The following is a 12,398-nucleotide window of genomic DNA, read 5'->3' as shown; positions in this document are numbered from 1 at the left end:
GGAAGAATCAGTGTTGACCACCATTCAGGAAATAAACCGGTACATCTCTACCCGGCTTTATATTCCCTGAAACGTCATCATATTATCTACAGATGAAAATCAGGACCACTCGCCGGCAACAAGAGTATGGACATTAAATGCATCATCCATAGAGTGACCGGTTGATTGTGAACCGGGAGCAATATTCGATCCGGCTTCAACATCGGTCGCTTTCGCAATACCAACCTGCGTATGGTCGGTGTTGCCTGGCTGCGGGACCGGGTTCGCGGCGAATACGCCAAAAGACAGGGTGCACAGCATCACAGCCGCAGTTGCGATTTTGCTATTTTTCATGATGGTGATTCTCTTATTTACTGAAGGTTGTCCGGCAAAGATCTCATCTTCGTCGATAGTCAACAGTATAGATCCCGATCACACTTTTGTCCGACTAAATATTTAGCTATTTGTGTCAAATTATCTACAGAGTTGTCAGGAAAAAATGAATTATGAGGAAATTGTGGAGTTATTTTCTTTTTATAAAAAATAAAACGAATGACCAAAAATAATAATGCCGATGGTTGCTAATTTTAAAACAATCAGGCCGGTTTCCCGGCCTGAAATACATTACATCTTATAACCCAGAGACAGCGTCGTGCGGCGATCGGTATGATTCGGCGCCGATGACGGCGGCTCGGAGTTCCAGGTCAGGTTGTAGGCAACCCGCAGTGCAAAATGCGCATTGATGGCGACATTCAACGCACTTTCCGAGTTCAGCGTAGTGTCCTGGGCACCGAACACCGACACCCCCTGGGTGAACTTGGTGTTATCGGTCATCTGCCAGGCCCAGGTACCGGAAGCATAGCCCAGCGGCTGAGTATCATTATCGCCATCGGTATACTCGTCATAGCGCACGCCCGGACCAAATTCAAAGCGCAGGCTGTGAACCGGACCGTTCAGGATCTGACGACCATAACCCGCGGTTAAAACGTCGCGTTGTTGATAGCCATTATAGCGATCGGTCAACCAGCTGGCCTGGCCAAACACGTAGTTGCTGTCGGTCAGGTTGTAGCGACTACGGCCACCAACCGCGTATTTTTCGGAGGAGCGCTGATCGTTGGATGACGTGTTGCTGGCATTACCCCACAGCGACCATGCCGTCGTATCGCCGTACCAGGTCAACGTAGAATCCGCGGTCATTGAAGAACTTTTCGTATTTCCGGACTGCGCCAGATAACCGGCGTTAACCGCACCTTCGAAAGGTTTTTTGGCAGTGGAAGGGTCATCCATAACAGTAAAAACGGAATCATCGGCCAATGCGTGCGCAGACGCAAAGAGCCCCCCCGCCAGCAATGCCGCTGCGGGTACTGTCTTCAAAAGCTTCATTTAATTTAGAGTCCGTACAACAAAAAGAGAGACCCAGCTGGTCCCGGAAACTTTCGCAAGGATCGCTATACGCGTCATCCTTCAGGCTACTTCTTTGTTGGCGTCACTAAGACATCCCCCACACAGCATGAACTGTGCTTTCGTGGGATGGCTTCCCTCGCCGCCTCGACGCATCTTGAATGATTTTTGTATCTTGCAGGTCCAATGAAAGGCAAAGAATTATAAAAAAGCACGATTAACATAGCAATCAATTACTATTTCATTTTTTGAATAAGACAGCTCTTAGAACAATCTTTATTTCATAAAGATAAAAATAAAAAGCGCTTTACAAATCGCGACCGGCAATGGCTTCCCCTTCCCGCTAAGAAGTGCCATGCTTAAAAACAGAACAGCTTAACCCGTATCATGGAGGAAATTAGATGACCAAAATCTATACGCTAACGCTGGCTCCCTCACTCGATAGCGCAACGCTGACCCCGCAAATGTACCCCGAAGGAAAACTCCGCTGCAGCGCACCGATTTTCGAACCCGGCGGCGGCGGTATCAACGTCGCACGTGCCATCACCTTTCTCGGTGGTGAAGCAACGGCCATTTACCCGGCCGGTGGCGCCACTGGCGAACATCTTACGGCGCTGCTCACCGCAGAACAGGTCCCGGTTGAGCCTGTCGAGGCGCAAGACTGGACGCGACAAAATCTGCATGTCCACGTAGGCGCCAGCGGCGAACAATATCGCTTCGTGATGCCTGGTGCCGCCTTAACGGAAGAGGAGTTCCGTCGCCTCGAAGAAAAGGTTCTGGCGATCGAGACCGGCTCACTGCTGGTCGTAAGCGGCAGCCTGCCGCCTGGCATCGGCGTTGACAACCTGACTCAGTTAGTCAAAAGCGCACAGCGTCACGGACTTCGCTGCATCATTGATAGTTCGGGCGAGGCGCTGGCCGCCGCTCTTGATGTCGGGAATATTGAGCTCGTCAAGCCTAACCAAAAAGAGCTGAGTGCTCTGGTGGGGCGCGATCTGAGCCAGCCGGATGACGTTCGACGCGCGGCGGAGGAGCTGATTCGTTCGGGTAAGGTCCGCCGGGTTGTGGTCTCACTCGGCCCGCAGGGTGCGCTGGGCGTTGATGCCAGCGGCAGTGTACAGGTCGTGCCGCCGCCGATGAAAAGCCAAAGTACCGTTGGCGCCGGCGACAGCATGGTCGGCGCAATGACCCTGCGCCTGGCGGAAGATGCCAGTCTGGAGGATATGGTCCGCTTCGGCGTCGCCGCCGGTAGCGCCGCCACCATTAACCAGGGTACCCGTCTGTGCTCGTTGGAAAACACGCACAAAATCTACACTTACCTGTGTGGTCGCTAGTTCTCCTTCCCTCTGCTGGCGCAGAGGGAGTCGCCAAATCATCATCATGGTCTATGCTGAAAATTCCATGGATTACAACAGGGTGAAAAATGAGCACAGAAATTGTTACCCGCGTCGTCACGGTTAACTTTCAGGAAGAGACGCTGACCGAAATTAACGAGCTAAGTAATCATCTCACCCGCGCAGGATTTACTCTTGTGCTGAATGATGAAAACGGCAAGGTCCATGAACTGGGTACGAATACCTTTGGCCTGATTTCCGCGCAAAGCGCCGACGAGGTCAAAGCGCTTAGCGCCGGATTGGCGGAAACGGCGCTGGGTCGCCCCGTCGACGTTACCGTCACCACATTTGCTGAGTGGTTGAAAGCTCAATAAGTGCGATTCGTGCAACGGAGCGCGCCAGTTGTGCGTCAGTTCGAATTTTACACCGGGGTTATGGGCTAACCTTATGAAATGGTGGAAAACAAGGGGAGAGACAGCATGTGGCAAGCTATCAGCACGTTGTTAAGCGACTGGCATTCCGAAGCAGCTGAAATCGAACTCCGCAACGAACTGCCCGGCGGTGAAATTCATGCGGCTTGGCATTTACGTTTCGGCGGTCGGGACTACTTTGTTAAATGTGATGAGCGTGAACTTCTGCCTATCTTTACCGCTGAAGCAGACCAGCTTGAGCTGCTGTCACGGAGTAAAACCGTTAGCGTTCCGCAGGTTTATGCGGTTGGCAGCGATCGCGACTACAGTTTCCTGGTAATGGAATATCTGCCCCCTCGCCCGCTGGACGCGCACAACGCCTTCTTACTCGGTCAGCATATTGCACATCTGCATCAGTGGAGCGATCAGCCGCAGTTTGGTCTGGATTTTGATAACGACCTTTCCACCACGCCGCAGCCCAACGCCTGGCAGCGCCGCTGGTCGACTTTCTTTGCCGAACAGCGTATCGGCTGGCAGCTGGAGCTGGCTGCCGAAAAAGGGCTCAGCTTCGGCGATATCGACAGCATCGTCGATAATGTGCAGCAGCGCCTGAGCAATCACCAGCCTCAACCGTCATTGCTGCATGGTGATTTGTGGTCGGGGAACTGCGCGCTAGGCCCGAACGGCCCCTATATCTTCGATCCCGCCTGTTACTGGGGAGACCGAGAGTGCGATCTGGCGATGCTGCCGCTGCACCCTGAACAGCCGCCGCAGATCTACGATGGCTACCAGTCGATATCGCCGCTGCCCTCTGGTTTCCTTGATCGTCAGCCGGTTTATCAGCTCTACACGTTGTTAAACCGGGCGATCTTGTTCGGCGGGCAGCATCTGGTGACGGCGCAGAAAGCGCTGGATGCGGTCTTAATGGAAAAGGCCCCATAAGGGGCCTGATGACAACACGGTTAGCTAATCTCTACGCCTTTCAGACGGAATTTGATCGTCATGGTGACGCCAGTTCCCGGCTTGCCCGCTTCGTAGCGCCATTTGCGCAGCGCATTTTTCACATCGCGTTCAAACATATTGGCGGGCTGCGCGGAGAGAATCTCGACGTTATCCACTCGCCCATCCGGCGTGACATCAAACTTGACGCGTACAGAACCTTCGATACGCAGCGCCTGGGCACGTGTCGGATACGCCGGCTGGTTGCGGCTTATCGCCCGCGGGCCGCTCGGCGCGGTCAGGGTCGGTTTTGCCGTTGCCGGTGCGGAGTTCGGCTGCGTACGTGCTGGCGCCGTATTGGTCGTTTCGAACGGTGAAGCCACGCGCGTTTCCGCCGGTTTCACATCCCGCTTCGGTTGCTCAACCTTCTTCTCCGGCTTCGGTTTAGGCTTAGGCTTCGGTTTGGGTTCGGGCTTGTGAATCACCACCGGCGCTTCTTTTGGTGGCTCCGGCTCCGGCACCACTTCCGGTTCAGGCTCCGGTTCAACAACGGGTTCCACTACCGGCTGTGCCGCCTGAGGCGGTTCGAGATCTGCCGGCGCAACCATCGTAATTTCGATCGGTTGCGAGGGAGAGGGCCGTTCAATAACCTGATGTACCGAGGTATAAAGCAACCCCGCCACAACGGCACCGTGGATAGCCACGGACAGCAGCGTCGGCCACGGGAAGCGGCGAGGTAAATCAAGGGTCATTGCGCTCATAGTCGTTTCTGTTGAAAAATGATGCCCCGATTTTAAATGCAAATAGCAATCATATTCAATAAGCCTTGTTATCTTGCATCAAAATTTGCCCCGTTTTGTGGGAAAAAACGTCTGAAGCATGGCATTTTAAGTCGGTACGCATCTTTACATTGCAGTCAACGGCGGATTCACTTAACGTGATTCGCCTGTTTATTGATAAGGAGCCTTGCCGTGCTTTACGTTATCTACGCTGAAGACATTGCCGATTCTCTGGAAAAGCGCTTGTCGGTACGTCCCGCCCACCTGGCACGTTTGCAGCTATTACAAGATGAAGGTCGCCTGTTGACCGCCGGGCCAATGCCTGCCGTCGACAGTAATGAGCCTGGCGCCGCCGGGTTTACTGGCTCAACGGTCATTGCGGAGTTCGAATCGCTGGAAGTCGCCAAAGCATGGGCAAATGATGACCCTTACATCGCGGCTGGCGTGTACCAGAACGTCTCCGTGAAGCCTTATAAGAAAGTATTCTGAGACCGTCCGACGCTAAAATAACAGAGGCACCGTAAACGGTGCCTTTTATATCAGTACTCAGTGAAGACAAACAGCAGGGAACCACGTTGTCGTTTCACCAGTTCCTTCCTGATGGAGAGGATGCGCATGTTGCGGCGCGATTGGGCTTCCAGCCAGCGGGACTTGCGGCGACTCACCTGTCTTAGCATGCGCCAGCGCCCTACTTCCGTTCTACTACGCTTCATTGCTACTACTCTACAAGTGAAAAACAGACCACATTATAAACCCATGAATCTGGCTGACCAACGCTTTCGCTGCGTTTTTATTTGCCAGATGGATGTTGATGCGTAAACTCATGACATAGAGTTATTCAAAAGGATTTTTCATCTATGACAACCTTTTACACGGTGGTGAACTGGCTGGTCATCCTCGGTTACTGGTTACTCATCGCCGGTGTAACATTACGCATTCTGATGAAACGGCGCGCCGTACCTTCAGCAATGGCGTGGTTGCTGATTATCTATATTCTTCCGCTGGTGGGGATTATCGCCTATCTCTCATTTGGCGAGCTGCATCTGGGTAAACGTCGTGCGGAACGGGCTCGGGCGATGTGGCCCTCCACCGCCAAATGGCTTAACGATCTCAAAGCCTGCAAACATATTTTTGCCGAGGATAACAGCCCGGTTGCCGAGTCGCTGTTTAAGCTCTGCGAACGGCGTCAGGGGATCGCCGGCGTTAAGGGCAATCAGCTTCAGCTGCTGACCGAGTCTGATGACGTGATGCAGGCGCTGATGCGCGATATCCAGCTGGCGCGGCACAATATTGAGATGGTGTTTTACATCTGGCAACCGGGCGGCATGGCCGATAAGGTCGCGGAATCCTTAATGGCGGCGGCGCGACGCGGCGTTCACTGCCGCCTGATGCTCGATTCCGCCGGCAGCGTCGCCTTTTTCCGCAGCCCGTGGGCAGCCATGATGCGGAACGCCGGCATCGAGGTGGTCGAAGCGCTGAAGGTCAACCTGATGCGTGTTTTTCTGCGCCGTATGGATCTGCGCCAGCACCGCAAAATGGTGATGATTGATAACTATATTGCCTATACCGGCAGTATGAACATGGTCGACCCGCGCTTCTTTAAACAGGATTCCGGCGTCGGGCAGTGGATTGATCTGATGGCGCGTATGGAAGGCCCGGTCGCCACGGCGATGGGCATCGTCTACTCCTGCGACTGGGAGATTGAAACCGGCAAACGTATTTTACCGCCGCCGCCGGACCTCAATATTATGCCCTTTGAAGAAGCCAGCGGACACACGATTCATACCATTGCCTCTGGCCCCGGATTCCCGGAAGATCTGATTCATCAGGCGCTCCTCACCGCCGCCTATTCCGCCAAAGAACATCTGATCATGACCACCCCGTACTTCGTGCCCAGCGACGATCTGCTGCATGCGATCTGCACCGCGGCGCAACGCGGGGTCGACGTCAGCATTATCCTGCCGCGCAAGAATGATTCGCTGCTGGTTGGCTGGGCCAGTCGGGCCTTCTTTACCGAGCTGCTGGCGGCCGGGGTTAAAATTTATCAGTTTGAAGGCGGCCTGCTGCATACCAAAAGCGTACTGGTCGACGGCGAGCTCAGCCTGGTCGGTACCGTGAATCTCGATATGCGCAGCCTGTGGCTGAATTTCGAAATCACGCTGGTCATTGACGACGTCGGATTCGGCGGCGATCTAGCGGCCGTTCAGGACGATTATATTTCCCGTTCGCGCCTGCTGGACGCCCGGCTGTGGTTAAAACGACCGCTCTGGCAGCGGATCACCGAGCGACTGTTTTACTTCTTCAGTCCGTTGCTGTAAAACGTGCCAATCAGATGTTTAACGGGTAGCAATCATGGATATGGATTTAAACAATCGCCTGACCGAAGACGAAACGCTTGAACAAGCTTATGACATCTTCCTGGAGCTGGCTGTCGACAACCTCGATCCGGCGGATGTCATTCTGTTTAACCTGCAGTTTGAAGAACGCGGCGGCGCCGAGCTGTTTGACCCTGCGCCGGACTGGGAAGAGCATGTCGATTATGACCTCAACCCGGACTTTTTCGCCGAAGTCGTGATTGGTCTTGCCGATACCGATGGCGGCGAAATTAACGATATCTTTGCGCGCATTCTGCTGTGCCGCGAAAAAGACCATAAGCTGTGCCATATTCTGTGGCGTGAATAAGCGTCCCCCATACTGAACCACAAAAAAACGGCAGACGGTCACCACACCGCCTGCCGTTTTATTTTTGTTTCCTGACTATTCCGCTAATTCACTGCCGCAGGCGTTGCAAAAACGCGCATTTTTATCATGAGCGGCGTGCTGACAGTTTGGACACGCGCGCGCGCGGCGATGTTGTAATGCGCTGGTCATATGCGTGGTGATAAGTCCGGTCGGAATGGCGATAATGGAATAACCGATTAAGATCAGAACCGAGGCCAGAATTCTGCCGATCGGCGTATGCGGCGTAATATCGCCATACCCGACCGTCGTAATGGTCACAATCGCCCAGTAGACCGACGCATTTAAGGTGGTAAACCCATATTGCGGCCCTTCAATCAGGTACATCAGCGATCCAAAGATAACCATCACGATGGCAATAAAGGAATAAAAGAGGATCAGCTGATGGCGGGCGCTGACGATAGCCGCCCAGAAAATATTCAATGACGGCATAAAGCGCAGCAGTTTAAGAATACGCAGGCAGCGAATCGCCCGCATCGCCCGCCACGCAAAGACATAATTAAGCCCCATCTCCGGCCACATCCACATCACATAGAGCGGCAGGATGGTGGCTAAATCTATCACCCCCCAAAAGCTGAAAATATAGCTGAGGGGTTTCGGCCAGCTGATAATACGCAGGAAATATTCGAGGGTAAAAACAGCGGTGACAAACAGCTCCAGCCAGACAAAAACATGCCATTCATCAAACGTCAGGTGATATTGCGTGCCAAGACCGGACTCAATAAAAATCACCAGCACGCTCAAGAGCGCAAAAATACCGCACAGACCTTCAAATCGTCGTCCGGAACGACGGGTTTGATCGAAGAGTAGATGATACAGCCGCTGGCGAGCGGCGTGAAAATGAACAGCCACGTTTAACCTCGCAAAAAAAAAGGGCTGACCTACGTCAGCCCCAGAGATTATAACGGGTCTACCTTCAGGCAGGAAACCGCATGTCGGAAACTCCCCTCCAGCACCGGCCGCGTTTTCGCACATTCTGGCCCGGCGATGGGACAACGCGTACGGAAAACGCACCCCGACGGCGGGTTAATCGGCGACGGCAGCTCCCCTTCCAGCAGCTGTATGGTTTTGTTCTTTTCCAGATCCGGGTCTGGAATCGGCACCGCGGACATCAGCGCTTTGGTATAGGGGTGCAGCGGATTATGGTACACCTCATCATAAGTGCCCAGCTCCACCGCATGGCCCAGATACATCACCAGAACGCGATCGGAAATATGCTTCACCACCGCCAGATCGTGAGCGATAAAGATCAGCGACAGCCCCATTTCGCGCTGCAGCTGCTGCAGCAGGTTAACGACCTGCGCCTGAATCGATACGTCCAGCGCCGAGACCGGCTCATCGCAGATGATCAGCTTCGGCTCAAGGATCAGCGCACGGGCGATACCGATACGCTGGCACTGGCCGCCGGAAAACTCGTGCGGATAGCGGTTAATCAGGTTCGGCAGCAGACCCACTTTCATCATCATCGCTTTCACGCGGTCACGCACTTCCTGACGCGACATTTTTGGATGATAGGTGCGCAGTGGCTCGGCAATAATTTCGCCGATAGTCATACGCGGATTGAGCGAAGCCAGCGGATCCTGGAAAATCATCTGGATATCGCTGCGAACATCGCGCCACTCTTCCTGCTTCATGCCTAACAGATCTTTGCCAAGCCAGGCGACTTTGCCGTCGGTCGCCTTCACCAGACCAATAATCGCCCGGGCAAAAGTCGATTTGCCGCAGCCGGATTCCCCGACCACGCCCAGCGTTTCGCCCTCGTAGAGACGCAGCGTGACGCCATCCACCGCTTTCAGCGTTTTGGCCGGCTGCCAGAACCACTGCTTGCCATCTTTAATATCAAAGTGGACTTTCAGATCGGCAATTTCGAGCAGGACTTTTCTTTGTTCCGTAACGGCGTTCATAGCAGATCCCCTACCGGTTGAAAGCAGGCGCGCAGGCGGCCCGGTGCAAACTCCTCCAGAGGTGGAGCACTATGACAAATCTCCATCGCGTGCGGGCAACGCGGCTGGAACGGGCAGCCTTTCGGCAGACGCAGCAGGTTTGGCGGATTACCCGGGATGGTCAACAGCGACTCGCCCTCGGCGTCCAGACGCGGAACCGCGTTCAGCAAGCCTATCGAGTACGGATGCGAAGGATGATAAAAGACATCCCGCGCCATGCCGTATTCCATGGTTCGCCCGGCATACATCACCAGCACTTTGTCGCAGATCCCGGCGACGACCCCAAGATCGTGGGTAATCATAATGATCGCCGTATTGAACTCGCGCTTAAGCTCATTCAACAGGGTCATGATTTGCGCCTGAACCGTGACATCCAGTGCGGTTGTCGGCTCATCGGCAATCAGCAGTTTAGGCCGGCACAGCAGCGCCATCGCAATCATCACGCGCTGGCGCATCCCGCCGGAGAATTCGTGAGGATACATTTTCATGCGCTTACGCGCTTCCGGCATTTTAACCGCATCCAGCATCTTCACCGACTCTTCAAAGGCTTCGGCTTTTCCCAGACCTTTATGCAGCATCAGGACTTCCATCAGCTGTTCACCCACCCGCATATACGGGTTCAGGGAGGTCATCGGGTCCTGGAATATCATTGAAATTTGTTCGGCGCGAAGCTTATTCAGATCGCGCTCCGGCAGATTGAGAATCTGGCGGCCGTTAAACAGAGCCGACCCGCCAATCTGACCGTTGGAGGCCAACAGGCCCATCAAAGCAAACGCGGTTTGCGACTTACCGGAACCCGATTCGCCGACGATACCCAGCGTTTCCCCGGCACGCAGGTTAAAATTGAGGTCGTTCACCGCCGTGACATCGCCATCCGGCGTTTTGAACGTGACGCGGAGATCTTTGACATCCAGCAGCAGGCCGGATTGTTGCTGTGCCTGCGGCGCTTTTGCCGTTTCAATTGTGCTCATGACGGCGCTCCTTAGCGATCTTTCGGGTCGAGGGCATCACGCAGGCCATCGCCGATAAAGTTAAAACAGAACAGCGTAATCACCAGGAACCCCGCTGGAAACAGCAGCAGCCACGGCGACACTTCCATAGAGTTCGCGCCATCGCTGAGCAGTGCACCCCAGCTGCTCAGGGGTTCCTGAGTCCCCAGGCCAAGGAAGCTTAAGAAGGATTCAAACAGGATCATGCTCGGCACCAGCAGAGAGGCGTACACCACCACCACGCCCAGTACGTTAGGCACGATATGCCGAACCACAATACTGAATGTTGAGACGCCGCCGACCTGCGCCGCTTCGATAAACTCTTTGCGCTTCAGGCTCAGCGTCTGGCCGCGAACAATACGCGCCATATCCAGCCAGGAGACCATACCGATGGCAACGAAAATCAGCAGGATGTTCTGGCCAAAGAAGGTGACGAGCAGGATAACGAAGAACATGAACGGGAAGGAGTTGAGGATCTCCAGCAGACGCATCATCACGGAGTCGACTTTGCCGCCCAGGTAGCCGGAAAGTGAACCGTAGAGTGTCCCAAGAACCACCGCCACCAGCGCCGCAGCCACCCCGACCATCAGCGAGATACGCCCGCCGATAGCGACACGCACCAGCAGGTCGCGGCCGGAAGAGTCAGTACCAAAATAGTGGCCGGACGTCATGTCCGGCGCACTGGACATCATGCCCCAGTCGGTATCGAAGTAGGAGAACTGCGAAACCATCGGTGCAATAGTCACGAACAGCGCGATAATCACCAGCACAATCAGGCTGGCAACTGCGGCACGGTTATGCATAAAGCGACGGCGGGCGTCCTGCCATAAACTACGTCCTTCGACTTCCAGCTTTTCACTGAAATTTTCCAACGCCTCGTTGCTTTTCTTACTTAACATCATGGCGAACTCCAGCCTCAATAGCGAATCTTCGGATCGATAACGGCGTACAGCACGTCAACAATCGCGTTAAACAGAATAGTCAGCGCACCGACCAGAATGGTCAGGCTCAGCACCAGCGAATAGTCGCGGTTAAGCGCGCCATTCACAAACAGCTGACCGATACCCGGAAGACCGTAGATCGTTTCGATAACCATTGAGCCGGTGATGATCCCCACGAATGCTGGCCCCATATAAGAAAGAACCGGCAGCAGCGCGGGTTTCAGCGCATGACGTAAAATGATGCGCCGCATCGGCAGCCCTTTGGCTCGCGCGGTGCGGATAAAGTTAGAATGCAGGACCTCAATCATTGAACCGCGGGTAATACGCGCGATACTGGCGATATAGGCTAACGATAAGGCCACCATCGGCAGAATCATAAATTTCAGCGCCCCGCCGTTCCAGCCGCCGCCGGGCAGCCAGTGCAGCGTGATGGCGAATATCATCACCAGCAGCGGCGCAACCACGAAACTGGGTATCACCACGCCGGTCATTGCCACCCCCATGACCGCATAATCCCATTTCGTATTCTGCTTCAGGGCCGCAATAACCCCTGCCGTCACGCCGAGAACTACCGCCAACAGGAAGGCGGCCAGCCCTAATTTAGCGGAGACCGGGAAGCTCGACGCCACCAGATCGTTTACCGAATAGTCTTTATATTTAAAAGAGGGACCGAAATCACCGTGCGCCAGCTGCTTCAGATAATTGAAGTACTGGGTCATGATGGGGTCGTTTAAATGGTATTTGGCTTCAATATTCGCCATCACTTCTGGCGGCAGCGTGCGTTCACCGGTAAATGGACTTCCCGGCGCAAGACGCATCATGAAGAAAGAGATCGTAATAAGAATAAATAGCGTCGGAATCGCTTCCAGACAGCGACGAAAAATAAATTTTAACATTGCCCGTACCTTCTGGCCTGTGCCTATCGAGTGCGATGAATTCAGACA

At 54.2% G+C, this 12,398-nt stretch carries 15 protein-coding genes; 6 read left to right on the top strand and 9 right to left on the bottom strand.

All coding sequences use genetic code 11. The annotated features are described in order from the left end of the window. Positions 1–99: 99 nt before the first annotated feature. Positions 100–333: a YdgH/BhsA/McbA family protein gene (locus OQV00_RS10365; RefSeq protein WP_004863364.1), complete on the bottom strand. Its 234-nt coding sequence runs from the start codon at positions 331–333 to the stop codon at positions 100–102. Positions 334–603: 270 nt separating this feature from the next. Beyond that, positions 604–1,362 (bottom strand): DUF481 domain-containing protein, encoded by a 759-nt coding sequence (locus OQV00_RS10360; RefSeq protein ID WP_004863367.1) that lies wholly within the window; start codon positions 1,360–1,362, stop codon positions 604–606. Positions 1,363–1,781: 419 nt separating this feature from the next. Here OQV00_RS10360 and pfkB point away from each other — a divergent pair, with 419 nt between their 5' ends. The 3 genes from pfkB to OQV00_RS10345 all read left to right on the top strand — a co-directional run bounded on the left by pfkB (position 1,782) and on the right by OQV00_RS10345 (position 4,066). Then, on the top strand, positions 1,782–2,714 hold the full coding sequence (pfkB, locus tag OQV00_RS10355; protein ID WP_004863368.1) for a 6-phosphofructokinase II: 933 nt from the start codon (positions 1,782–1,784) through the stop codon (positions 2,712–2,714). An 89-nt stretch (positions 2,715–2,803) separates the two neighbouring features. Next, the gene (gene ghoS, locus OQV00_RS10350; RefSeq protein ID WP_004863372.1) at positions 2,804–3,088 is read left to right on the top strand and encodes a type V toxin-antitoxin system endoribonuclease antitoxin GhoS; all 285 of its coding nucleotides are present in this window, start codon (positions 2,804–2,806) and stop codon (positions 3,086–3,088) included. A 105-nt stretch (positions 3,089–3,193) separates the two neighbouring features. Beyond that, entirely contained in the window at positions 3,194–4,066 is an 873-nt protein-coding gene (locus tag OQV00_RS10345) for a fructosamine kinase family protein (protein WP_004863375.1), read from the top strand. A 20-nt stretch (positions 4,067–4,086) separates the two neighbouring features. Here OQV00_RS10345 and tonB read toward each other — a convergent pair whose 3' ends face one another. Further along, positions 4,087–4,824 carry a TonB system transport protein TonB gene (gene tonB, locus OQV00_RS10340; protein ID WP_004863377.1) on the bottom strand — a complete coding sequence of 246 codons (738 nt, stop codon included), beginning with the start codon at positions 4,822–4,824 and terminating at the stop codon, positions 4,087–4,089. A 210-nt stretch (positions 4,825–5,034) separates the two neighbouring features. Between tonB and OQV00_RS10335 the strand changes: the two genes are divergently transcribed. Further along, positions 5,035–5,331, top strand: coding sequence for a YciI family protein (locus tag OQV00_RS10335; protein WP_004863379.1), 297 nt, complete (start codon positions 5,035–5,037; stop codon positions 5,329–5,331). A gap of 50 nt (positions 5,332–5,381) precedes the next feature. On the opposite strand, the gene OQV00_RS10330 is transcribed toward OQV00_RS10335, so the two are convergent. Continuing rightward, positions 5,382–5,555, bottom strand: a complete 174-nt coding sequence (locus tag OQV00_RS10330) for a YciY family protein (RefSeq protein WP_004863385.1) — start codon at positions 5,553–5,555, stop codon at positions 5,382–5,384. A gap of 144 nt (positions 5,556–5,699) precedes the next feature. Here OQV00_RS10330 and cls point away from each other — a divergent pair, with 144 nt between their 5' ends. Both cls and OQV00_RS10320 read left to right on the top strand, forming a co-directional pair. After that, positions 5,700–7,160 (top strand): cardiolipin synthase, encoded by a 1,461-nt coding sequence (gene cls, locus OQV00_RS10325; RefSeq protein WP_004863387.1) that lies wholly within the window; start codon positions 5,700–5,702, stop codon positions 7,158–7,160. Between the two features lie 34 nt (positions 7,161–7,194). Continuing rightward, entirely contained in the window at positions 7,195–7,524 is a 330-nt protein-coding gene (locus OQV00_RS10320) for an HI1450 family dsDNA-mimic protein (protein WP_004863389.1), read from the top strand. 75 nt (positions 7,525–7,599) lie between these two features. Here the strand turns inward: OQV00_RS10320 and OQV00_RS10315 are convergent, their stop codons facing one another. Genes OQV00_RS10315 through oppB form a run of 5 tightly spaced genes read right to left on the bottom strand, consistent with a single transcriptional unit; the run spans position 7,600 to position 12,350 of the window. Next, complete coding sequence (locus OQV00_RS10315) at positions 7,600–8,433, bottom strand: ion transporter (RefSeq protein WP_004863394.1); 834 nt, start codon at positions 8,431–8,433, stop codon at positions 7,600–7,602. Between the two features lie 47 nt (positions 8,434–8,480). Then, the gene (oppF, locus tag OQV00_RS10310) at positions 8,481–9,485 is read right to left on the bottom strand and encodes a murein tripeptide/oligopeptide ABC transporter ATP-binding protein OppF (protein WP_004863396.1); all 1,005 of its coding nucleotides are present in this window, start codon (positions 9,483–9,485) and stop codon (positions 8,481–8,483) included. Then, a complete protein-coding gene (gene oppD, locus OQV00_RS10305) occupies positions 9,482–10,495 on the bottom strand; it encodes an ABC transporter ATP-binding protein (protein WP_004863400.1) in 1,014 nt (337 codons plus the stop codon). The genes oppF and oppD overlap by 4 nt, the downstream gene beginning before the upstream one ends. Before the next feature lie 11 nt (positions 10,496–10,506). Then, positions 10,507–11,415, bottom strand: a complete 909-nt coding sequence (gene oppC / locus OQV00_RS10300; RefSeq protein WP_015584100.1) for an oligopeptide ABC transporter permease OppC — start codon at positions 11,413–11,415, stop codon at positions 10,507–10,509. 14 nt (positions 11,416–11,429) lie between these two features. Continuing rightward, positions 11,430–12,350 (bottom strand): oligopeptide ABC transporter permease OppB, encoded by a 921-nt coding sequence (oppB, locus tag OQV00_RS10295; RefSeq protein ID WP_004863406.1) that lies wholly within the window; start codon positions 12,348–12,350, stop codon positions 11,430–11,432. Positions 12,351–12,398: the final 48 nt, after the last annotated feature.

This window comes from Klebsiella sp. DY2415 (genome assembly GCF_026314315.1).
In the GTDB taxonomy this organism is placed as follows: Bacteria; Pseudomonadota; Gammaproteobacteria; order Enterobacterales; family Enterobacteriaceae; genus Klebsiella; species Klebsiella ornithinolytica.
This window is presented reverse-complemented; position numbering and strand designations above follow the sequence as displayed.